Annotated in this window: 20 protein-coding genes and 1 pseudogene; all 21 read right to left on the minus strand. The window is 46.1% G+C overall.

The genetic code is table 11. From position 1 onward, the window contains the following. Positions 1–66: 66 nt before the first annotated feature. Positions 67–487: pseudogene (locus tag MKHDV_RS18725) on the minus strand (flagellin); the annotation flags it as partial. A 436-nt stretch (positions 488–923) separates the two neighbouring features. After that, positions 924–2,543, minus strand: a complete 1,620-nt coding sequence (locus MKHDV_RS12455) for a flagellar hook-length control protein FliK (RefSeq protein WP_160715760.1) — start codon at positions 2,541–2,543, stop codon at positions 924–926. 254 nt (positions 2,544–2,797) lie between these two features. Then, positions 2,798–3,538, minus strand: a complete 741-nt coding sequence (locus MKHDV_RS12460; RefSeq protein WP_160715762.1) for a flagellar motor protein MotB — start codon at positions 3,536–3,538, stop codon at positions 2,798–2,800. A gap of 1 nt (position 3,539) precedes the next feature. Then, on the minus strand, positions 3,540–4,292 hold the full coding sequence (locus MKHDV_RS12465) for a motility protein A (protein WP_160715764.1): 753 nt from the start codon (positions 4,290–4,292) through the stop codon (positions 3,540–3,542). Between the two features lie 83 nt (positions 4,293–4,375). Next, positions 4,376–5,413 carry a FapA family protein gene (locus MKHDV_RS12470; RefSeq protein ID WP_160715766.1) on the minus strand — a complete coding sequence of 346 codons (1,038 nt, stop codon included), beginning with the start codon at positions 5,411–5,413 and terminating at the stop codon, positions 4,376–4,378. Positions 5,414–5,427: 14 nt separating this feature from the next. Next, on the minus strand, positions 5,428–5,772 hold the full coding sequence (locus MKHDV_RS12475; RefSeq protein WP_216846922.1) for an STAS domain-containing protein: 345 nt from the start codon (positions 5,770–5,772) through the stop codon (positions 5,428–5,430). A 346-nt stretch (positions 5,773–6,118) separates the two neighbouring features. Then, positions 6,119–6,586, minus strand: coding sequence for a D-aminoacyl-tRNA deacylase (gene dtd, locus MKHDV_RS12480; protein ID WP_160715770.1), 468 nt, complete (start codon positions 6,584–6,586; stop codon positions 6,119–6,121). Between the two features lie 2 nt (positions 6,587–6,588). Beyond that, on the minus strand, positions 6,589–8,517 hold the full coding sequence (locus MKHDV_RS12485; protein ID WP_160715772.1) for a long-chain fatty acid--CoA ligase: 1,929 nt from the start codon (positions 8,515–8,517) through the stop codon (positions 6,589–6,591). Positions 8,518–8,683: 166 nt separating this feature from the next. Next, entirely contained in the window at positions 8,684–9,562 is an 879-nt protein-coding gene (dapA, locus tag MKHDV_RS12490) for a 4-hydroxy-tetrahydrodipicolinate synthase (RefSeq protein WP_160715774.1), read from the minus strand. Positions 9,563–9,610: 48 nt separating this feature from the next. Beyond that, positions 9,611–10,453 (minus strand): diaminopimelate epimerase, encoded by an 843-nt coding sequence (gene dapF, locus MKHDV_RS12495; protein ID WP_160715776.1) that lies wholly within the window; start codon positions 10,451–10,453, stop codon positions 9,611–9,613. 583 nt (positions 10,454–11,036) lie between these two features. Then, positions 11,037–11,333 carry an HU family DNA-binding protein gene (locus MKHDV_RS12500; protein ID WP_256370010.1) on the minus strand — a complete coding sequence of 99 codons (297 nt, stop codon included), beginning with the start codon at positions 11,331–11,333 and terminating at the stop codon, positions 11,037–11,039. A gap of 97 nt (positions 11,334–11,430) precedes the next feature. Next, the gene (locus tag MKHDV_RS12505; protein WP_160715780.1) at positions 11,431–12,249 is read right to left on the minus strand and encodes a MinD/ParA family protein; all 819 of its coding nucleotides are present in this window, start codon (positions 12,247–12,249) and stop codon (positions 11,431–11,433) included. Between the two features lie 14 nt (positions 12,250–12,263). Further along, a complete protein-coding gene (locus MKHDV_RS12510) occupies positions 12,264–13,121 on the minus strand; it encodes a GGDEF domain-containing protein (protein ID WP_160715782.1) in 858 nt (285 codons plus the stop codon). Continuing rightward, a protein-coding gene (prfB, locus tag MKHDV_RS12515) for a peptide chain release factor 2 (protein ID WP_174239241.1) occupies positions 13,102–14,218 on the minus strand; the annotation gives its coding sequence in 2 pieces (ribosomal slippage) (positions 13,102–14,142 and positions 14,144–14,218; 1,116 coding nt in all). The genes MKHDV_RS12510 and prfB overlap by 20 nt, the downstream gene beginning before the upstream one ends. 1 nt (position 14,219) lies before the next feature. Beyond that, positions 14,220–15,734, minus strand: coding sequence for an apolipoprotein N-acyltransferase (gene lnt, locus MKHDV_RS12520; RefSeq protein ID WP_160715784.1), 1,515 nt, complete (start codon positions 15,732–15,734; stop codon positions 14,220–14,222). A 141-nt stretch (positions 15,735–15,875) separates the two neighbouring features. Continuing rightward, the gene (locus tag MKHDV_RS12525; RefSeq protein ID WP_160715786.1) at positions 15,876–16,712 is read right to left on the minus strand and encodes a hemolysin family protein; all 837 of its coding nucleotides are present in this window, start codon (positions 16,710–16,712) and stop codon (positions 15,876–15,878) included. Between the two features lie 127 nt (positions 16,713–16,839). Next, entirely contained in the window at positions 16,840–17,655 is an 816-nt protein-coding gene (locus MKHDV_RS12530; protein WP_160715788.1) for a PilZ domain-containing protein, read from the minus strand. Between the two features lie 538 nt (positions 17,656–18,193). After that, positions 18,194–20,074, minus strand: coding sequence for a tRNA uridine-5-carboxymethylaminomethyl(34) synthesis enzyme MnmG (mnmG, locus tag MKHDV_RS12535; RefSeq protein WP_160715790.1), 1,881 nt, complete (start codon positions 20,072–20,074; stop codon positions 18,194–18,196). Between the two features lie 387 nt (positions 20,075–20,461). Then, positions 20,462–21,691: a M20 family metallo-hydrolase gene (locus MKHDV_RS12540; protein ID WP_160715792.1), complete on the minus strand. Its 1,230-nt coding sequence runs from the start codon at positions 21,689–21,691 to the stop codon at positions 20,462–20,464. A 298-nt stretch (positions 21,692–21,989) separates the two neighbouring features. Then, on the minus strand, positions 21,990–22,274 hold the full coding sequence (locus MKHDV_RS12545; RefSeq protein ID WP_160715794.1) for a PxxKW family cysteine-rich protein: 285 nt from the start codon (positions 22,272–22,274) through the stop codon (positions 21,990–21,992). 344 nt (positions 22,275–22,618) lie between these two features. Next, on the minus strand, positions 22,619–23,944 hold the full coding sequence (locus tag MKHDV_RS12550; protein WP_160715796.1) for an amidohydrolase: 1,326 nt from the start codon (positions 23,942–23,944) through the stop codon (positions 22,619–22,621). Positions 23,945–24,063 lie beyond the last annotated feature (119 nt).

Raw genomic sequence — 24,063 nt, forward strand, 5'->3', positions numbered from 1 at the left:
CTTTTATAGCGTCTTGCGTCCGAGTGCTTGAAGCGACACTATTTTCCACTTCAATGTCCTGACCGGAACCAGCGAGTAATTTTCTGCTGTTGAAATCAGTATCTTGCGCGATACGTGTGATTTCTTTAGCCATGAGTTGATATTCTTGGTTGATCATTTTACGCTGAACGTCGGTGTAAGTACCGGTAGCTGCCTGTTCGGCAAGTTCTTTCATGCGGATGAGTTTGGCATCGATAACGCCAAGGCCACCATCAGCAGTTTGGATCATTGAGATACCGTCGTTTGCGTTGCGCAGGCCCTGACCAAGGGTTTTAATATCTGCACGCATCAGCTCGCGCATTGCGAGGCCAGCAGCATCGTCAGCTGCGGTGCCAACGCGAAGTCCTGAAGAGAGTCTACGGGTAGATGTTGCGAGTTTACCGTAAGAGTCGTTCAGGTTGCGGGTTGCGTTCATTGCCATCAAATTGTGATTAATAACTAAAGACATATTGTATAACCTCCATGTTGTACTGCTAGATAAATAGCAATGGAGGTGCCAAGTTAAAAAAAAATCAATCTAAACAGTGTGTTAATGTTTTATAAAGAAAAATTAAGTCGTTCTTAATAAAGAATTTAGGTCATTCTTTCCTTATAATTTGGACAGTGAGCCTATATATTCTAGTAAGCTGGCAGAATTTGCAGGGTGGCAGAAGTGGAAATAGTTGTGGGGAGATGGTAATAAAGTACCTGTTGGTGATGATCTGTGCTCTGTCATAATCGCTTTAGAATGGAGAAAATGCCGACTGGGTTGACAGATAAAGATAGTGTGCAGGCTTGTATTGAGAGGATTGATTGTATATTGCGTACGGCTAATCTGACCCTATCGTATTTAAACAAAAAAACGGCAGACTTTGCAGTCTGCCGTTTTTTGCTTTGTCGTATTGCTAGGCAACAAGATACAGCCCACTTTGCGAGCTTGCTGATTGCTGTTCAAGAGTGTTGCCGTTGATCAGATCTTCTTTTGTATCTTTGAGCTGGCGGAACTGCTGTTTAGCCATGAAGCGCTGCTGTGCTTCCTGTTGCGCATTGTGCTGTTCTGCGTCATTCCACCCTTGATCATTAAGGTGGTTCTGAGTGCCACTCTGTACATCCAACTTTTCAACTTTTAATCCATGTGCTTCCAGAGAAGCACGAAGGGTATGCATGTTTTCTTGTACTGCTTTGGCAGCTTCAGGATTTTCTGTACGGATGCTTGCGGCAACTTCGCCATTTTTAGTTGATACCAACACTGTTAATGGTCCGAGATCGGCAGCATCAATTTTCAAAGAGAGTTGACTGACGCCACTACGAAGGGATCTGAATACTCCGTTCTGAATCTGCTCCAGAATCGTTGCATTTGTCTGCTTCATAGAAACGTTTTGATTAAGAAGATCAGTCATTGTTGCCGTAGTGGATTGTCCTAAGGAGCCAGGATCTGCCACTACAATATTATTAAAGAAATTCATCCATGTGTTGCCAGTGCCGTTCTGGTTGCTGTTCGGTGAGGAGTCTGCATCGGAACCAGCTGACCCTGCACCAGCAGCGCCTGCAACTGCAGCAGCAGTGGCGGTAGCCTGTCCGTTCTGCGTATCAGCAGTATTTGCTGTAGGCTGTGCCTGCGTTGTGCTTTCTTTGCTGTTGACACTTTGCATGAAGCCGAGACTTTTTTCAGTCGCCTGATCAGCCCGTAAAATTTGTGCGGCACTTTCTTCTTTTGTGGCATGGATACCTGAAGAAGCCTTATCACTATTTTCAATGGCCTTTGCTATCAGAGGATTTAGCTGCTGCTTAATCTCTTCAAGTAGTTTTTCGCCTGTGGCGCTCTGCGCATCTATAGAAGAATCAAGTAGGGCAGCAAGCTGTTTTAAATCAGTGCTGTTCATTGTGCTGTTAGGGCCGGTGACCATGCCTTTAAGCTTGGCAAGCGTATTGCTGTCGAGCTGAAGCCCTTTACCAAGAGCAAGTAACTCTTCCTCGGTAATGGCTAGCTCAGTAGTGCCGTCTGCGTTCTTCAATATATCAGAGATACTGTTCCAGGCTTTATCAGTTTTACCTGCCTGAAGATCTTTGAGAATGTCGTGTGTCTGAGTTGGGTCAACTCCGGCTTGCTGCAAGAAAGATGAAATACGATTCTGCGCATCAGGAGAGAGCGTGTCGACCTCGGGCTTGAATTCAAACTTTGCAGTCTGTTCAAGAATACCGAAAAGGCTATCCCATGTAAGGGACTGATCTTCGGCCTGTTCTTGTAAACGTTCAAGCGTTTCTTTTTGAACTCCAGCTTTTTCAAGCTTCTTTTCAATAGCGCTAAAATCGTCTGCACTGATAGGAAGTTTTTTGATCGAGGCGACTTCGTCGTTGACCGACTGTCTTACTTTCTCTTTAGCCTGAGTGTAGTTGTCACGATACTTAGCACTGTTCTTTTGAACGGTGTCAAAGATAGCGTCGAAATCAGTTCCTGCGGAACTGTTCGTCGTAATTCTACTAACCTGTTTGGCTAGATATGCAGTAGGCGAAATTTGCATCATGGGACTCCTTGCTGTGATAAAAAGCAAGAAGCGTTCCATAAAAATAGATAGTGATGTCAGTGTATTGACGTTCTATGTTGTGGGAAAAAATTGCCGATAGGTAACTTTAGACTTACGTGCCGCGGCTTATTATTGGCAAGATGTGCTTACTGTAATCTGAAGACTCGTGCAGTAAAAAAGGCGACTTCGAGGAAGTCGCCTTTATGTTTGTAAATCTGCATCGAGTTGACTTGAAGTAAGTCAGTAGAGTTAGTTTACCAGCTTTTGTCTTGAGGACGGTGAATGTAGAACTCCATCCTGTTATTAAGCTTTTTATTTTCTCTTGTAGTGTTTGGCAATAACGGACGTGAATCTGCATAACCAACAGCCTTCAGACGTGATGCTGGAAGCTCGGAACGTGCCATGACCGCACGTAATAAAGCCGCAGCACGGGCTGAGGAAAGCTCCCAATTTGTCGGGTATGCTTCTGTCTCTTCCACTGTATTGGAAGTATGCCCGCGGACCACCATATTAACGGTGTGTTGTTTCAAAATGTTGATAGCGCCATCCAGTAGCTTTTCACTTCCCGGTTTCAGACTAGCAGAAGCGGGTCCAAAAAAGTTTGTTACTGGAATACGGAGAATAAGCCCTTTATTATCCGCTGTTACTGTTGCCACTTTGTGTAGAGATGGGTCTTCGAGCATATAGCTTTTAATTTCAAGCAACATCCCCAAAATCATCTGGTCTTCTTTTTTAAGCTTAACGTCTGAGCGTTCAAATTTTTCTGGTGAAAATGCTGCAAAGTTTGCCTTTTGTCGTTTTACCTGAATACCGAATGCATTCTTAACAGAGCCAGCAAGTGTTTTAAACTTATTAGCATCCTGCTGTGCAAACGAGAGCAAAAGAACGAAGAAGCAAAGGAGCAGTGTCACAAGGTCTGCAAAAGTAGCCATCCAAAGTGGTAGCCCTTCTTCTGCTGGTGGTTCCCCCCCACCGCGTTTTCGAGAATCAGCCATACTATCGTTCCTGACGTTTTGACGGCGGAAGGAAGGAGTTTAGTTTCTCTCTTACGATATTCGGGTGTTCGCCATTTAAAATGGAAAGCACACCTTCAGTCATCAGTTCCATGTTCATGGCTTCTTCATTGGAGCGTTCTTCCAGCTTTTTCGCCAGCGGGAGGAATATGCAGTTAGCCAAAATTGCGCCATAAAAAGTTGTAAGCAGCGCAACCGCCATAGCAGGTCCAATAGAAGACGGGTCATCAAGCGCCTGAAGCATTCGTACCAGACCGATGAGTGTACCGATCATGCCGAATGCCGGAGCCATGTTGCCCATACCTTTGAATACTTCCTGACCAGTGCGGTGACGCTTCTTCATGATATCTACGTCGATCTCCATAACGGAGCGGATAAGCGACTCTTCTGTACCATCCGCAACAAGGAGAACACCGCGTTTTAAAAATTCATTGTCGATACTGACTTTTTCAAGCGAAACAAGGCTTTCTTTACGTGCCCGTTCTGCAAGGTCGATAACGATGTCGATAGAATCCATAGGGTCTGGAGGCTTAGAGAAAAAAGCCTTCATGCCTACTTTCATTGAGCCCAGCACAGTGCCGAGCGGGAACATGATGAAAGCTACAGCAATGGTACCACCAAATACAACGAGCATTGAAGGTACGTCGATAAAACCTGCAGGACTGCCACCGACAGCGATAGCACCGACGATAAGTGCTAATGCGCCGAATAGGCCGATAATTGTTGCTATGTCCATGTAATTACTTCTTAATAATTGCTGGTGATGTAAAGCGTAGTTCACCGTCTCGTAAACTGATAGCTACATTTTCCAGATAATCGTTAATTTTTGTGTAGTGCCCGCCGATACTGATATCCACTCCTGGGCGGATTGTACCCGGCACGATGACACGGCAAAGTTCTGAGTTTGCGTTTTTTTTTCATTAATTTCATAATGCGCCGCTGTTCTCTGCGTAGTGACCCCATTCGTTTCTCTTCAAATTCGAGTTTCTCACGGGTTTCAGTACGATGAAGTTCACTTTTAGCGCTGGTCTTCAGTAGCTGCTTAATGGTTTCATCAACCGTTTCTATCTTATCCTCAATGCACTCAAGCTTTCTCATTAGAGCCGGAGGATAGCCCATTATGATGGACGTAGGTGTGTTGATGCCGCCACCAAGCTGTTCGCCAACATATACCATGTTGTTGGCGTAAATCTTACCGCCTTGTAGCCTGTCTTTGACGATAAGTGAGCCGTTTAGTGACATTTTTGTGTGAAGAGATGACCCTTCAATATAAATGTCGTTACCTGCCTGCAGGTCGCAATTTTCACAGAAACCAGCTCGAATATTGCTGCCTGCATCGATGACACAGGATTTAGCGCCCTTAATCCCTCTTTCTGCAGTGAACGCATCTAACGTACGAATTGTTGCACCTTCCACAATATCTTTTGCCAGAATATTACGTGCCTGCAGCTCAAAACCCGTGCGCACTGTTCCGTGAACACAAAGATCGTTTACGTAGATAACGTTCCCTGTGCTGAAGTTTACATCACCATGAATATTCAACAGTTTTTTAACTGAAATGAGATCTTCGTGGTAAAAAACATATCCGTTTTGTGCGGCAAGAAGTTGTTGGCTGTTTTCTGGGTTCACTACCGTATTAGGCCCTGCAGGAAGTACGGGTGAATCAAAAATAAATTGTGGATCAAGAAATTCAGTGTTTTCCGGTGTTGGTACGAACTCGGCAATAATCTGACCGGAAATAACGTTCTGTACGTATCCAAGGCAATGGTGATCGACACGACCGCGAGATACGGCAGCTGGTGAGAGCTTTGTGTGATTGAAAAAGGGATCGAAGTGGTGGCGTAAATAGTATGTCATACGAAAGCATCCCACTAGAGAGGAAGACTGGAAAGCATATCGTCCTCATTCCGAAAAAGATTAAAAAAACGTAACAGTTGTTTTTTTTGCAGTAGTTCAAGGAAATGCCGCGGAGGGGAAAGTAGGTACAATGTTTTCCCGTGGCCGCGCACGCGCGAGTTTAAGTGCACAAGCAGATGTAGACCGGACTCGTCAATGGCACCCATGTCAGATAAATCCACTACAACGTGTTGATAGTCTTGTACTGCTACAAGGGTTTCAAAGTGCTCTTTAAGAGGCTGACATAACTCGTGTGTCAGGTCATTCTTGTATAGCAGCACTAAGGCAGAGCCTAATCTGAACGTGTTAGCTGGATTCATATAGTTCTCGATTCTTGATGCCAGTGTAGAAGCGGTACAGGTGCTGTGGCACGAAACAGCCGCAGTACCTGTAGTATTCCCAATGTGAACCATATCGGTTTGTTTCGCCTTTACCTTATAGACACGTGTGTTTTCTAATATAAAAAGTAAGTAACTGCAATTTAAGGATTGACTCAAAAAAGTGAATAATGCCCAAAAAACAACGGGTTGCTGCAATGCTTTGGGGTAGTTGCCTGTGTAATATGTGGCACGCGCATGGTGTTGGGTAAGTGTTACTTAAGGGCTGGACATAGAAAAAGGCTGAGTAGGTAGCTACTCAGCCTTTTGGGGATTTGTTTGTGCTTTGCTATGCAACGTCGTCAGACGAAAGCATAATGGTGACTGGCCCCCAGTTGGTAAGCGATACATCCATTTCTGCTCCGAATACACCGCATTGTACTAGATCCGGAAGTTCTGCTTTGCATTGTTCCACAAAGGTGTCGAACAGTTTGCTTGCAATAGCAGGAGGACATGCAGATGTGAACGATGGTCTACGCCCCCGTTTGCAGTCTGCGTAGAGAGTAAACTGAGGAACTAAGATCAAGCTGTTACCTGTGTCTTTGAGACTCAGGTTCATTTTCCCTTGTTCATCAGAGAAGATGCGTAAGCCAATCATTTTTTGCAGCATGGTGTTCCATACTGCTTTAGACGGCATGTCCTCAGTGTCCTGTTCGCCAAAGCCGACAAGGACAACGAGGCCGGTATCTATGGAAGCAACAGAGGCTCCGTCAATATGGACGGCTCCGTTTTTTACTCGTTGTAATAGTAATTTCATAGTTACTGTACAGTCTTGGTTTCAGCAGTCGCTTCAACAGCAGGTTCAGTTGTGGCGGTAGATACAGCCTCGGCTTCATCTGATGTCACTTCTGCGTGAATCATCTGCTCTTGTTGAATAGTAGCTTCAGCTTGAGCTTCTTCAGATGTAGCTTTCTGAGACGTGACAGGTTCAGGCTGTCCCTGTTCCTTGTCAGTTTCAACGCATTCACATTTAGCTTTAGCCGCAGCTTTTTTGCTTTCTTGTTTCTGCTCTTCTTCTGTGCGCAGCGCACGGCGCAGAACTTTGCCGACAATAGTTTTCGGTAGTTCTTCACGGAACTCTACTTGCTTAGGAACTTTGTAGTTCGCAAGCTTTTCACGACAGTGGGAAAGAATTTCCGATTTAGATAGCTCTTCGCCGACTTTAGGCACAATGAAAACCTTGATGATCTCACCACGGGTTTTGTGCGGAACACCGACAGTGACAGCTTCCTGCACTTTTGGATGCTCGTAGAGTACTTCATCAATTTCGCGTGGGTACACGTTGTATCCGGCAACTATGATCATGTCTTTCTTACGATCGACAATGTAGAAATACCCTTCTTCATCCATTGTGGCGATGTCGCCAGTGTACAACCAGCCGTTACGCAGCGTAGAAGCTGTTTCATCCGGACGGTTCCAGTAACCCATCATAACCTGAGGGCCACGGATAACAAGCTCGCCTATCTTGCCGGTAGGGAGCGGAACACTGCCCACTTCCATATCAACAATACGCGCCTCTGTGTCTGGAAACGGCAGACCAATGGAGCCGTTTTTAGAAACACCCATGAGCGGGTTCAAATGTGTTACCGGAGAGGCTTCTGTAAGGCCGAAACCTTCGAGCAGCTTGGAGCCGGTAATTTTTTTGAACTGTCTCATCTGTTCAACCGGCATCGGGGATGAACCGGAAATACAGTACTTGATGCAACTTAAGTCATACTTAGGAAGACTTTTTTGTTGCATAAGTGAAATGTATACAGACGGCGCACCCGGAAAGATGGTCGGTTTGTATTTTTGAATTCCGTCGAGAACGTCTTTAGGCACGTATCGAGGGAAAGGAATAACAGTAGCACCAATGACGCATGGGAACAGCATGCTAACCGTAAGACCAAAAACGTGGAAATACGGAAGTAGTCCGAGGAACGTATGATGTTCTTCGGAGATGGCTGCCAGCATGGCATTACACTGCTCAACGTTAGCTGTAAGGTTGGCGTGAGAAAGCATTACACCTTTGGCAATACCAGTGGTGCCGCCTGTATACTGTAACAGAGCAACGGAGTTTTTAGGGTCCTTAACAGGGACACTTAATTGTTCTTTAGATGCGAAAAGTGTTTTCCACGGAAGTACGGATTTATTGTCATACGGAATATCGATGTGCGTTTTCTGCCACTTGTTTTTAAGTGTATAAACAGTGTTCAGCGGAAAACTAAGCGCATCAGAAATACGCGTTACAAAGTACTTCTCGATAGGAAGTTTTTTGCGCAGTTTTGCGATTTTAGGCCACACAAGGTCAAGCGTGATCATGTGCTTTGCGCCGCAATCATGAATTTGATGAACCAGTTCCTTCTCCATATAGAGAGGGTTGGTCATAACAACTATGCCGCCAGCCTTAAGCACTCCCCAAAGTGCGATCATGGTCTGTGGCAAGTTTGGCATCATGATAGATACGCGATCACCGGGCTTAACACCTTGTTCTCGCAGGTTCGCTGCAAAGCGTTCTGCCAGTGTGTGTAGCTTTTTGTATGTAAGCTTGTAGTTTTTAAATACTACTGCGTTACGTTTCGGCGTTTTTTCCGCCGCATCGTCAAGAAAGCTCGGAATGGAGACATTCTTGTACTTCAGATTCGCCGGTACGTCCGGATCGTAGTTGTCCAGCCACGGGCGTTCGAGTGGTAAAACTTTTTTGTTCATATCGTATTGGTATTGCTAGGGTTGATATGAGTACAGCCGTCATTTTTGATATTGTGTAATACCTTGTGAGGCGCGATTGTGCAACCCCCTGAGATAGAATTGATGCCTTATTAAATGAGTAAAGCCCGCAGTTGCGGGCTTTACATATATACTATGACGTTACGTTTTACAGCAGACCGGAGTCCACCAGAACCGCTTTAAGTTTTTTTAAGTTTTCGTCAGCAAGTGGCACCATAGGCAGTCTGAAATCTGTATCCATTTTGCCCTGCAAAGCAAGTGCAGTTTTAACTGGAATAGGGTTAGACTCCATAAACATAGCTCTGTTCAGTGGCTGCATTTCAAAATGCAGTTTACGTGCTGTCGAAATGTCGCCTTCGTTCCATGCGTTGCATAGACTTGCCATTTTGTTAGGCAGAAGGTTGGACACTACGGAGATAACACCGGCACCACCAATTGAGAGAAGTGGCAGCAGGGTGAAGTCATCGCCGGAGAGCACGTTAAGGGAAGCGCCGCACTGTTCAATGAGGTCAGAAACCTGAATAAGGTTGCCAGTAGCTTCTTTGATACCAACGATCTGAGGAATATCTTTATGCAAACGCGCAACAGTTGAAGGCATAATGTTGCTGCCGGTTCTACCCGGAACATTATAGAGCACCATAGGCATGCTGATTGTGTCAGCAATATATTTGAAGTGCTGGTAAATGCCTTCCTGAGTCGGTTTGTTGTAGTAAGGGCTTATGAGAAGAACGCCGTCCGCACCTGCTTCTTTAGCAAACTGGGTGAGGTGGACAGCCTCTTTTGTGTTGTTGGAACCGGCACCGGCGAGAACCGGCACGCGCTTGTTTGCCTGATCTACACAGATTCGGATGGCTTCTTTGTGCTCATCATGGGTAAGAGTCGCAGATTCGCCAGTGGTGCCGCACGGTACTAAACCGTGGATGCCTTCAGTAATCTGCCATTCAATGTGTGCACGAAAGCGGTCTTCGTCAATTTTGCCATCTTGAAATGGAGTAACCAGTGCAGTATAGGCTCCGGAAAAATTCATATAGCCTCCTCATGTGGGCAAAGTGCTGCCCGCAGCGGGTTTGTAGTGTTAGTCTAACGTAAGTCCGAGTGATTCAAGCACAGCACTGCCGGAGTAAATAACAAGCGCTTTACCCTTTAAGAAAACGCTCTTGCCTTCAATGGATATGCTCAGGATTTCTCCGCCGGAAGACTTTACACGTACATTAGTGCCGGTCAGCCCAAGGGCGTTTGCTACAACAACGCCAGCTACAGCACCAGTACCGCAGGCAAAAGTTTCATCTTCAACGCCGCGTTCGTACGTGCGAAGATGTACGTTTTCGCGGTCAATAACACTCATAAAGTTCGCATTAGTACCAGCAGGGGAAAACACATCATGGTAACGAACAAGAGCACCAAGCTCTTTTACGTTAAGCGCAGATGCATCTTCTGCAATGTATACAGCATGCGGAACACCGGTGTTAACGAAATGGATTTCGTTGTCACCGTCTTTCAGAGTAATTGGTTTGTTTAATTCTAGTCCTAAAGGCGGGGTGAGTTCAACTTTGATCTCACCATCGTCGCAAAATTCTGCGCGAATTGGACCTGCGTCTGTTCCAAAGGTGTGAACAGGACCAGCAAGGCCGATCTGGACTGCAAGCTTGGCAGCACAACGCGATGCGTTGCCGCACATCTCTGCTCGGGAACCGTCTGCATTGTAAAAATGCCAGCGGTAGTCAAGAGTGGTGTCGTCTGATTCTTCTAAGAAAACTAGGCCGTCTGCGCCAACGCCAAATGCGCGGCGGCAGATTTTTTGAGCCCACTCACTCATATGCGAAACAGGCACGTTGTATTCCCGATTGTCAATGAACACAAAGTCATTGCCGCAGCCCTGCATTTTAAAAATAGCTACGTGATCCATAGTAGGATTCATGTGAACTCCTGGTGCCGGCAGAACGTGCCCGTGTCTACCGCGTCACCCAAACTAAAAACATTACGTATGATTTTTCGTACCGGTAAAGCAAATACAGGTGCAAAAAAATGGATGAAAAAACTTTCATCATCAAATCAATATAGTGTGTGGAAGGTTGCCCGATGGTGTGCAACATCAAGTTCCTTCGTTTATCTACTCCCTATGATTCTGCTGTACAAAAGGGAGAAGGTCAACCCGTTACCCGCTAGAGATGAAAAATGTTTTATCACATACACATATTAATCAAAGCCTCTAACCAATTATCAAGAGCCGTACTTGTAGTATTCGCTTTTTCTGTTTTGGCTACTTATTCTCTTAGGCTAAAGAAGGGAGAATCATCTATGGAGAAGGCGGAGTCATTTTCTTGCTGAATGTGCAGGTTGAGGAGGGAGAGGTGGAGCCTCAAAGGCTTTTTAAAGGCTTAAACGTGGAAAGTGATGAGGAGATATAGAAGAATGGTTTTTACATGTCGTAAACGCTGTTCATAGGGCAAAAGAAAAGCGCAGGCCGAAGCCTGCGCTTTCACAGAGATATATAAAACAGACTAGCTGTTTAAAAACTCTTTAAGTTCTTTGCCTGCGCGGAAGAACGGAAGATGCTTAGGGTGTACTGTTACAACTTCACCGGTTTTTGGGTTGCGGCCGGTGTAGCCTTCGTACTCTTTCATTTTAAAGCTGCCGAAGCCACGAATTTCAACACGGTTGCCATCAGCAAGTGCATCTTTCATGTTATCTACGAAGACGTTAACCATCATGGTTGCTTCTTCAATAGCAATGTTATTCTCTTCGGACAAAGTTTTAATCAGTTCGCTTTTGTTCATTCTCAACTCCCACTGTACAATACAGCGTAGATGTTCTGGATTTATGTTTATGTAAGTATGTGCTTTCTAGCTGTGTGATATCATTCATTATGCCGCAAACTGTTTAATTATTCAAGAATTAATTGCTGATATCACTCATACTTTCTGTAAAAATTGATTTAGAAATGTCATCTAACATGCTCTTTTTGATTTTCTGTAACTTAACTGCAATAGCGAAGATGTCTTTTGCAGCGCGACTGTTAGGAGCATGTTTCATTAAAGGAGTTTGTTTTCGGACAGATTCAGGCACCATTTTGTCCTGACAAATACCGCCGAGGAACTCAGGAGTAAAGCCGAGGAAACGTTCACAGGCTGTTGCAAGTCTATTGTAAGTGCTTGTTTCTTCAGTTTTATCTTCAGCCTGGTTCACAATGATGTAAAAGTCCTTTACGTTGTGTTGCGTAGAGAGAACTTTCATAAGCGCATAACTATCTGTAAGAGACGTCGGCTCTGGTGTTACAACTACAACACGTATCCGTGCCATTGCTGCAAAGGCAAGTACTGTAGGGGTAATGCCTGCACCAAGGTCCATTAACAGATATTCATAACTGCTAAAAAGTGGATTAAGACGCTGGAAGAGTAAGTTTCGCAGGTCACTATCCATTTCTACGAGTTCTGGCACACCGGATGCAGCTGGTAAAAAATCAAATCCGTCGGGTTCGATAGGGAAAGCGACTTCATCAGCGGGAGTATCAGTGTCTAACAAACTCTGCATGTTCGTGTCCGGTGTAACACCAAGCAGAACATCAAGGTTGGCAAGACCCAAATCACAGTCCATCAGCATAACAGGGAAGCCGCCCCTGTACATGCAGTAGCCAAGGTTTAAAGCGATGTTGGTTTTCCCAACGCCGCCCTTGCCGCTTAGAATAGAAATTGTGAGAGTATTATTGGCTTTCATACTGGGTAACTGCCTTATTTAGATCCAGAAAAAAGGAATTGTTTTTCGTTAGAATGCACCATGGTGGAGCGGTCATATTCGAACTCAATGAGCTGACGGGTGACGCGTACTTGGTTCTTACCGGCATTTTTTGCCTGGTACAGAGCCTTGTCTGCCACCTCAAAAAGGTCTTGCCCACTTGCTTTGCTGCGTCCTTTCAGAGAGGCAACACCAGCAGAGAAAGTGCACTGCACACTGGCATCCTTGCACTTTATGAAGGTATCAGCGAATAACGAACATAGCCTGTCCAGCATAGCTTTTGCTCTGATGGGGCCGGCACCTGGCAATAGGAGTGCAAATTCCTCGCCACCTACGCGTGCCGCATGGTCATATCCGCGAGTTGATGCGTCCAACAGATCAGCAAGTGTTCTGATGACTTCATCGCCGCAGCTATGACCATAGGTGTCATTGATGTTTTTAAAGTTATCGAGGTCAATCATAGCTAGGCTTAGCTGACCGTTACTGCGTTCAACCCTTTGCAATTCCATTGTGAGTTTATTCTCAAAGGCTTGCTTATTATACAGTCCAGTTAAAGGGTCACGTTCTGACTTATGTGTAAGGTCATCGATAACCTTTTGCAGGTTCGCAAGATTGAAATAGGTTGAATTATCTAAATCGAGCGCGAGCCATTCGGAAAAACCGTACCTTTCGGACAGGGCATTCCAACTATCCATAGTCAGGCCAGGGATGAGTCGCGTAAGCGCTAGTTGCTGATCAGCTTGCGGTGTCGGGGTGGAGTGTGCGTGCGTCAAAATAAGCTGACGCAGCGTGTCCAGTTCGGCTGTCAGGTTCTCTAGCCCCTCTGGGCGTAAATTATGTAGTCTTTTCTGCATGTAGATAAAGCAGGAAATCACGTAGGAACTGGTCCAGTTTTCCATCTAAAACCGAATCAACATCCCCGATCTCCGAGTTTGTCCTGTGATCTTTCACAAGACGGTATGGCTGAAGCGTATATGTACGTATTTGACTACCAAAACTTATATCCAATTTTCCTGCGTATTCTGCCTGACGTTCGTCTTGCACTTTACGCAGTTCAATTTCATACAATCTGGATTTAAGAATTTGCATTGCAGTATCTTTGTTTGCGTGCTGCGATTTTTCGTTCTGACATTGTGCGGTTACGCCTGTCGGGACATGCGTAATACGTACAGCAGAACTTGTCGTGTTAACGCTCTGGCCGCCAGGGCCGCTGGAACGGAACACGTCAATTCGCAGATCGCTCTCTTTAAGATCTACAGTAATGCCTTTACCGGCATCTGGAATAATATCAATGGATGCAAACGAAGTGTGCCTTCGTCCTGAGGAATCGAACGGCGAAATACGTATAAGCCTGTGGATACCTTTTTCCCCTTTAAGGAATCCGTAAGCGTTGTCACCCTTTATACGCAGCGTAACACTTTTAATGCCCGCTTCATCGCCATCGAGTAAGTCGAGGTATTCGACTTTAAATTTATGTCTGTCTGCCCAACGCGCATACATGCGAAGAAGCATTTTAGCCCAATCTTGAGCTTCTGTGCCGCCTGCACCGGGATGAATTTCCAGAATTGCGTCGTTCTGGTCTTCCGGTGCGCTCAGCAGCAGATTAAGTTCAGTCTGCTCTAACAGTTCTCCAAGAAGTGTGGATTGCGCATGCAGCGTATCCAATACTTCAGTGCTTTGATCTTCTTCAGCCAGCGCAAGCCATTCCGCTACATCTTCTTTAACCTGCATAAGTGTTTCCAGACGGTCAATTAATGACTCTAGCTGACTTTTTTCCTGCAATACAGGTGTCAACTTTTCTGGATTATCCCATGCACCGGGGCTTGAGAGCTGTTTTTCGATTTCATCAAGGCGGTCTTTACTGCCTTTTAGGTCAAAGCCTCCTCCATAAGGAGTTGAACTGTTCGGTTAAAGCGTTACTCTTAGTTCTTAAATCTGCTAATTGAAGCATGTTATATTTCTTTCTTTTTATTTATATAAATTGAATAGGCCAATACTGCTATAGCTCCGCCAATAAGGAGTGCGCGGATTAACGAGAAGAACCGATGATAGAATGTAAAGCCGGTTCGTGTTCCAACTGATCCAAAAATAACATCCGCACGGAAAGATTTCCCTTTGGTTGTAATGTTCCCTTTTGGATCAATGATAGCGGTAATGCCAGTATTTGTTGCACGGGCAACGTACCGACCTTGTTCCACAGCCCGCAGGATAGTCATATCCAGATGCTGCTTCGGTGCGGCCGTTTTTCCAAACCATGCGTCATTGCTAATATTAACCAATAAATTCGCACCGTTTTCAACGCTGGCCTGTGCAAGCTCAGTGAATGTAGCTTCATAACAAATCAGTACACCTATTGCAAGATTTCCAACAGAAATAGGCTGATACACGGTGCCCGGTACAAAAGCGCCTGTGCCCTGAAGGAGTTCGTCAGCAAAAGGTATATAAAATGGGATATATTCACCGAACGGAACAAGATGTATTTTGTCATACCACGAAAGCATGAGGCCTTCGGAATCTACTAAATATGCTCTGTTGAAAATATCGTATTTGCGTCCCTCTGTTCCCCTGGCAAAGCCGGGAGTGCCGATGAGATACGGTGCTTTACTTGCAATGGCAAGGCTTCGTACCATTGGTAAGTATTTTCGGCTGCTTTGCAGATAGAACGGCATAGAGGTTTCTGGCCAGATGACCAGATCAACAGGGTGGCTGAGTACTTGTTCGCTCAAGGTTACATAGCGTTCAACCGTGCCGCGCATGTAACGTTTATCCCACTTTGCACCCTGATCGACATTGCCCTGAACCATAGCAATTTCTATGTTGGCAGTAGCATCCGCAGGCTGCATCCATGAATAGTAGCTGCTCGTAAAAAGTAGTGCCAGAGCCACAAGTGCAGTGACGGAATGCTTGACGGAACTTGTGATCAAAGCTGCTGTAACATAACAGGCGAGTGCTGCGAGCAGGGCGGAATAGCCTTCTGCACCCAGAATACTTACAGGCTGAACAAATGCAGGCCAGTCAGCAAATGCTGCTGCGAGTGACGCCCATGAGAAGCCGCTGAGGATAACTCCGCGTCCCAGTTCTAGCGTACCCCAGACAAAAAAAGTGGTTATCCCTACATATAGCGGGGAGGCTTTTCGCAAAAATTTATAGCAGAGCCATGAAAAAGCCGCGCCGTAAAGACCCATTACAAACGAAACACCAACAGGCCCGCTTATGGCGAGATACCAAGGCATGGCAGTTTGTTCTGCAAAAGGGACGGCAATCCAGTACAGGCAGGCGGTAAACGCTGCGGTACCTGTTAGCAAACCTCTTCGAAATGCGACTGAGCTAGATTCTGCCTGTAGTCCGATAAGGTACAAACAGGCTGGATAGAGCAAGACAAGAGGGGGTAACTGGTAGATAGTATTGGCAGAACCAATAGCAAGTCCTACTGTACCCATGGCAAGTAATGGGGCAAATTGAAGCATTGCTGCACCCTGACGTTTTTTTGTGTTTCGGTCAAGAAACTCAAATTGTAGTGAATAGTTACTACATAGCTGGAAAAATGGCCGAGAGTAAAAGAAAACACCCTGCAAAGCAGGGTGTGTACGTTTTATTCAAACAAAGACTTAGTGTTTTTCGGGCAAGCCCTCAGATTTTGCAGTCCGAATAAGTCGGATTTGTTTGGCGTCCGCATCTTCAATGGTAAAGTCGTATCCAGAAAGGTGGAAAGATTCACCAGATTGCGGGACATGCCCTGCAAGTTCACTCAAAAATCCGCCAAGTGTTTCCACCTGCTCAGATTCAAGCGTGATTGAAAGTTCTTCACTCACATCATCAAGGTCTGCACGACCTGTGATAATGTAGTTCCCATCCTCTGTGGTGCGAATATCTTCAAGTTTAGGGGTGTCGTATTCGTCCTCAATTTCACCGACAATCTCTTCGAGAATATCTTCAATAGTGATAAGGCCGGATGTTCCACCGTATTCGTCCACAGCGATAGCCATATGCTGCTTTCTGGTACGGAATTCCTGCAATAGATCTGTTACTATTTTGGTTTCCGGAACAAAAAACGGCTTGCGCATAAAGCTTATAAGCGGAGTGTCACGCAGGGTAGGGTCATGCAGGTGAATAAGCAGGTCTTTTGCGTAGATAAGACCAACAATATTATCCCTGTTTTCTTCGTACAAAGGAATTCGTGAATGTCCAGATTCAACAATGAGTTCAACAAGGTCGCCAATGGATGTGGTTGTCTCTGCACAGACTATGTCGGTGCGAGGAACCATTATCTCATGGACCTGAGTTTCATCAAGTGAGAGTACATTGAGGAGCATGGAACCTTCTTCGGCTTCAAGCTCGCCTTCCTCACGGGCATCGATAATGGCTTTTTCAACGTCCTCTTCAGTCGTTTTACTGAATAGATTTGCAAGTACGTTCCACAATCGACTCTCAGAACCTCCGTCCAAGATGGGTCTCCTTTTTAAAGTTACTATAAAATGGGGCAATATACATTATGTATACTGTACCGATGAGTTTCGTCTTGTGCAAGCATTGGATGCGAACATATGCGTTTTCTGTACGATAGTGCGGTGGTTAGATACCTTTTTCGCGGTATAGCTCCAGATGCCTGCGCATTACCCAGTTACCGATGCTGTCCAGTCCCGAGCCAATCGGCTCCTCGTTCCAGCGTAATTCCGCAGCATTTTTTGCATCCGGTTGTGCCAAGTAGAGAAACTGCATACCAAGCTCGGCATCATGCGTAACAAAATCGATGAATGGATTCTGTACTCTGCATAACAGCCAGTATCGAACACGCTGGCCAGTGTCTGGGTCCCACATGTCGAGCAGTAAAAAGAGCTTGTCCCCAATTGAAAAATCTAAATTGCAGTTACGCACCTCAGTTCGTGGTATGCGAACTTTGATGCCGCCTGCGGAAATATTATCCAGTGTAATCTGGTAATTTTTTTCAGGAAGATACGTCAGTACAGGGCGCCCCCACTGGCGGATATCAAGTGTGCCTTTTGCAGAAATGTTGTCTGGTGCAGACCACACCGCAAGACCCATTATATACTGACTCGGCGGCGAAATACGCAGCGAAGCTCGTTTTTGTCGCTGTTCCAGTTTGTTAGGAGTCTTCAGTGTAAGCACAGATGTACCGTCTGTATAGCCCCTAATTCCAGCAATTGGTGTTGTGAACATGAAAAACGTATTGCCGGTGCTGGATTTTTTTACCTGAAAATAACAATCTACATCCTTACCTACCCACGAACTTTGCAGATTTGTAAGTCCGTTACACTCGATTGTGAGTGCTTCAGGAGTAATATTTGTCAGCAGGCAAGAGGTAGAGCGGCGTTTTTCGCTTTTGGAATGGAATTGGATTTCGAACTTCTCGTGTTCGTCGCGTGCCATACCCAACGTGTTGGAAATATGAGAGGGATGCAAAACCCAGTCGTGCGGGACGTATTTTGCGCTTTTGCGGTTTTTGAACCACATAAAAATGATCACTGCAATCAGTGCAACAACGACTGAGAGCAATGCATAAACAGTGTAAAGAGCCGTTTCTGTTCGAAAAGACGAAGCAGAAAAGTTATTCCCGATCTGGGTAAAGAAGTTATTACTTGTAGAGGCGCTGAATGAGAGATAGGGCAACGTAATACTCTGCTTTTTGTACTGTTAAATGCAAAATTATGCTGAGACAGGTTTCGGAAAAATATACTGAAACTATAATAATGTGAACAGGTTTGTTGTATATCGCAAAATTGGCAGTAAGGCCTTACCTGAATGCTGTTTACAGCTTTGTGAAATAAACTTTATTTTGCAAAAATAGCACCAAAAATGAACTTGAGCTTTGAGGCGATAGTATAATGTTGCGCCCTCGTAGTGTTCTCTAAAAAAAGATCAAAAAAAACAGCCACCGAGAATGGTGGCTGTTTTTTTTATTGATGTATTAAATTTTGCCAAGCTTTTTCAAGTGGACTTCCAGACAGGAAATTGCTGCCGGGGTAACACCTGAAATACGTGATGCCTGACCTAAGTTAAGCGGCTGCACGGCTGCAAGTTTTTCCTCAACCTCACGGGTGAGTCCTGCAACCTCGGTGTAGTCGAGATCCTGAGGAAGAGGAACATTCTCCATGCGGCTAAATCGCAGCACAAGTTCGTTTTGGCGTTTCAGGTAGCCTGCGTACTTAACAACAACCTGTGCTTCTTTTTTTGCGTCTTCAGGGAAGTCTACAATTTCAGCCCAGAATGGCTTTAAGTCATCAATCGTCAGTGCCGGACGACGCAGTACTTCCGCAAGAGTAAGGCTTTTAACAGGGTGCGCTTCACCGAGCTCGTCAAAAATGGCGCGAACTCCAGCATCAGGTTTGATGCGGCGTTTGTCCAGCTCTTCCAGCATGGTGGAAAGTGCAGCGCGTTTTGCGTCGAACATTACCCACTGCTCATCTTTTACCAGACCAATCTTGCGTCCGATATCAGTAAGGCGCATGTCGGCGTTGCTTTCTCTTAGCAGCAAACGATGTTCTGCACGGGAAGTGAACATGCGGTATGGCTCTTTTGTGCCCTTGGTAACAAGGTCATCGATGAGAACGCCGATGTATGCCTGATCGCGTCCCAGAATAAATGGATCGCGTCCGGTAAGTGAGGTGAATGCGTTAAGCGCAGCCCACAGACCCTGTGCGGCAGCTTCTTCGTAACCGGAAGTGCCGTTGACCTGACCTGCAAGGTACAGACCCGGCAAAACTTTGGTTTCCAAAGTAGGGCGCAGCTGAGTCGGGTTCGCGTAATCATATTCAATAGCGTAGCCCGGACGAATGATCTGAGCATTTTCCAAACCTGGAATGGTCTTCAGCATTGCCTTCTGAATATCCAGAGGCAGGCTTGTGGAAATACCGTTAGGGTAGCACTCAGGACTGTTCAGTCCTTCAGGCTCTACAAAAATTTGGTGTCTGATTTTATCAGGGAAGCGCGCAATCTTATCTTCAATAGAAGGGCAGTAGCGTGCGCCGGTTCCGTCAATTACGCCCGTAAACAGCGGGGAACGGTCGAAACCAGTTTTGATAATTTCATGTGTCTCTTCGTTTGTCCAAGTCTGGTAACAAGGCAGCTGCGGAAGAGGGATTTCTTTTGTACGGAAGCTGAACGGAGGTGGCGGGTTGTCACCTGGCTGCTCATCCATCACGGAGAAATCGATACTATCTTTAAGGATACGTGGAACAGTACCAGTCTTTAAACGACCAAGCTCCATACCTATGCTTTTTAGGGATTCAGACAAGCCGCTGCTAGCCGGATCGCCAAGGCGTCCGCCGGAGAAGTTATTCATGCCGACATGGATAAGGCCGCGCATAAACGTGCCGGTGGTGATGATAACAGTTTTAGCCGTAAATTCCTGACCCAACTGTGTGAGAACACCAGTACAGCGTCCGTCTTCAGTCAGCAAAGAATGTGCAGTGTCCTGCCAGATCCACAAGTTATCCTGTGCGAAAACGTCACGCTTAACAACACGCATATATTCGTCGCGGTCAATCTGTGCGCGGGTTGCGTGTACGGCAGGCCCTTTACTTGTGTTCAGTGTACGGAACTGGATACCGGACTGGTCTGCCCAGACCCCCATCATGCCGCCAAGAGCATCGATCTCGCGAACCATGTGACCTTTAGCAAGGCCGCCAATGGCTGGGTTGCACGACAATGCGCCGATGTGATCCAAGTTGATCGTCAGCAATAACGTGGTCAAGCCAAGGTTGCTCGCCGCCATGGCGGCCTCGGCACCTGCGTGACCTGCGCCTACTACAATGACATCAAAAATAGCTGGAGGGGGTGTTTTTATCATAATTTCTTTCTTCGTTATTTATCTACGTTTGCCTCTGACAGGGCTGTAATTTAGAACTGTGTCTCCGACGGCGCTTGTCAGCGGGACTTTAAGAACCTTGTTGAAACAAGGTTCTTAAAAATCTCCAAAAACTTCTATTAGCGAGGCGCATCTGTTGTTTACTATGCTGGAGAGCTTGATAAGAGCTACCAGTCATGGACATTCGGCTTGTTGTCACCAAGGTAGTGGTGCGTAAGCCGCGAGGTGTCATTAAAAACAGGTGTGTCTCGCAGTTAAAAGTCTTTGGAAAGGGGTCTGGGGAAGAACCTTTCTACAGAAAGGTTTTCCCCAGCCGCCGGAGGCAAATCTTAAACGTCACAGATCTGCCAGAGGCAATATAAAACTTACTTATTTGGTTGTATCAAACAGCATGGTGGCGATAACTTTGGCATCACCGATGTTGCAAGAGATACGGCTTTTTTCGTTCGGCACGTGCGCGTTAGGAATGAGCTTGCTCCAGCAAGCTACTGGGAGCCCTTCGTCGCGCAGATGCGCCGCCACAGTACCGCCGCCAACACCTTTTGGTTGCGGAGTGACATTGTAGACTTTCTTGATTGCGCGGTCGAGCATAGTTACGACTTCACTATCAACAGGAGTCTGCGCTGTGGACTGGTTTGCCTGATCTTCGTCGTAGCGAATTTTTACGCCGTATTCAGCTACAACTTCGTCACCAAGTTTTTTCATTTCACTGCGGATTTCGTTGAGCTCGTACCCCGGGAGGATGCGGCAATCAACGTAGAAGACATCGAGACCCGGAACAGTATTGATGTTCGGTACGTTTGCTTCTTTTTTGGTCGGTGTGAAGGTGGAAATTGGTGGATCAAAGAGGTTGTCTACGCGATCGAAGATTCCGTGCAGTTTTTTAACTTTGAGAATGAAAGCGGAAGCAGCTTCGAGGGAGTTGATGCCGTCGGACGGTGTAGAACCGTGGCACTGCTTACCGATTACAGAAATTTTTTGCCAGAGGATGGACTTTTCAGCAACTTCGATCATTGTTCCTTCAGCATCACCGATGTCTGGAACGAGGATGAGGTCGTCTTTTTTGAAGAGTTCAGGGTTCTCTTTTACAACGTATTCGAGACCGAACTTGCTGCCGGTTTCTTCATCAGCAGTAAGGATGAGCCCGAGGGTGTATTCTGGGGTAATGTTTTTGTCTACAAGACCTTTTGCAACGAGAAGGCCGGAAACGATAGCCTGCTGGTTATCTTCTACGCCGCGACCGTAAATGTAGTCACCGTCTACGCGCAGAGTCCAAGGATCGCTTTCCCATAGGTCATGGTCGCCGGTCGGTACAACGTCTGTGTGGCCGATGATCCAGAGAGTTTTTTCAGATTTACCCGGAATGCGAGCGATAAGAGTAGGGCGGTAGCCGCAATTAACGCGGGAATCCGGAGCGCGCATTTCTTCGACATCTGTAATGTTGTTTTCTTTAAGCCAGCTGAGCAGGTAATCTGCTTTGTCTTTTTCGCCCTGTCCGCCACTGGTTGGGCAAAGTGCAGGACGTGCGGTCATCTCTTTTTGCAATTCAATTACGAGATCATGCTGGTCATCAAGAAATTCAAGAATTTGTTCGCTCATGGGAGTTCTCCGTCAGGGATCGGGGTGTTTAATTTAGCAATATGCCTGACAATACAATGTTCAGGAAGAGAGGACTGAGCACAATGTAGTATGTTGTCATCAGGTTTTGAATGTGATGACTGAGGGGAGGCGAAGCGTGAAAAAATTCAGCTCGGAGTGTAGCAGGCTACATAGGAGTTGGAATTTTTAGAAGCAACGCATCAATGGAGACTTACCTGCGCTGAATTCTTTCTTCCTGAAAAAGAAAAAGGGAAGGTTGTAATCCAACCTTCCCCCTCTCTAACCAAAATATAGCAGCTTAACGACCGCGAGCGGCACGTTTGGAAGCCTTAAGTGGGTTGATTTTAACTTTACCAGCTTTATCAACAGTAGCTTTGATGTGGGTAGCAAAGTTACAAGCGCCAAGAGCCCATTTGGTAGTTGGGGTTGGGTAGCTTGTACAGTATGTCTGGCCTTCGAATTCACCAGTACGATCGCAGCCCTGACACTGTTCGACCACTGGCTGGCAAGTAAACCCGTTAAAGAGCATGCCTTCTTCAGTCATTTTAGCATCGGCGAAGCTTACAGTAGCTTTAGCACTCATATTAATTTCCTCCTGAGGTCGCGCGGGCTACGCGCGCATATTATCTTTGAAGCGATGTCCAATTATATTTTTTTGACGAAAAGTCAACTAAAAACATATGGTCAGTGTATTTTGACAAGGTCATAAGGAGTTACCCTTATAACTTATTACTAAGCTTTTTGTTGCCCAGATTGAAACGACTTTGCGCAGTGTGCGGCGCGAGAAAAAAAACTCATTTAACGGACAGTAGTCGTTCTCGAGGTCACCTAAAAGTACGGATACCGAGACCAACTTCATGCTTAGTTATCTGTAAAATTTTGCATTTTTCGAAGTTACGCTACAATGCGCGGATTTGTTTCACTCTGCTAGCTGCGTTTCTGTATCTTCTTTTGTACCCATTTAGCAACATCTTTCGCAGCATCAATCAGGGCAGGGTAGTCAATTTTTAAATATTTGCCGTCTCGATACAGTACTTCACCCGCCACCATGGACATGTGAACCTCTGCTCCAGTCGTTGAATAAACGAGCTGTGACACAGGGTTATGCATCGGCAGCAGATTAGGCTGTGTGAGATCAATTGCAATGATATCCGCTTGGTTACCTACAGCAAGAGAGCCAATGTCGCTCTGTCCCATGGTGCGTGCACCGTTGCATGTCGCCATATCGAGCACAGTCTGAGCACTTGCCGCAGTCGGATCAAGAAGCTGGACTTTATGCAAAAATGCGCAAGATGCCATTTCGGTAAACATGTTCAGCGCGTTGTTTGAAGCAGCGCCGTCAGTTCCCAAAGTTACATTCACGCCTTTAGCGAGCATTTTTTCAACTGGCGCCATGCCTGAAGCAAGCTTCATGTTGCTTTCAGGGTTATGCGCAACATTAGTGCCTGTCTCAGCAAGCAAAGAAATTTCGTCGTCTGTAACATCAACTGCATGGGCGACCGTGGTGCGTCCACTCAGCAAACCTAAGCTGTGAGCATACTCAACAGGGCGTTTGCCAAAGCTTTCAACGCATGCCTTAGTCTCGGCAGGTGTTTCCGCTAAGTGGATATGGATAGGGATGTCCAGCTCTTCAGCAACTTCGCGGCAGGTCGTCAGAATTTCGGGAGTGGTTGTGTATACCGCATGTGGCATCACAGCCTGACGGATGCGTGGGTGTTTGTTCCATTTTGCTTCCAACTCACGAACAAGCTTTATGCCTGCATCAAAGTCTGGATATGCCGGAGACGGGAACATGAACAGTCCCTCGCCGCCTAAAACGCGTAATCCAGATTGATCTACAGCTTTATATGTTGCATCTTCAATCAGATACATATCACAGAAGGATGTGGTGCCGTAACGAGTCATCTCCGCGCATGCCAGCAAAGCGCCAAGCTCGACCTTTTCTGCAGTCAAATTCTGTTCTACAGGGAAGATATGGTTGTTGAGCCAATCCATAAGCGGCAGGTCGTCAGCAGCGCCTCGAAGCAGTGTCATAGCGGCATGAGTGTGGCTGTTAATAAGCCCCGGCATAAGCAGGGAGTTGCCAAGCTCCATAACATTTTCTGAAGTGTACTGTGAACGCACGGCAGCTGCCGTGTCTATGCACATAATGTTGCCTTCAGAAATAGCTACGCCACCGTTATATATGATGGAACGTGACTCGTCCTGAGTGACGATGATCTCTGCAAATAGTAAAGTGTCACATGACTGCATTCGAAAACTCCTCATTATCATCCTACGTTGTGAGTGCGACACTGTAGTGTATTGTTGGAGCTTAAACAACCCGTGGAGTGCGCAGTGATTTATTGGAGATGCCCTCGACGAGCCTTCGG

The sequence above is a fragment of the Halodesulfovibrio sp. MK-HDV genome (assembly GCF_009914765.1).
GTDB lineage: Bacteria > Desulfobacterota > Desulfovibrionia > Desulfovibrionales > Desulfovibrionaceae > Halodesulfovibrio.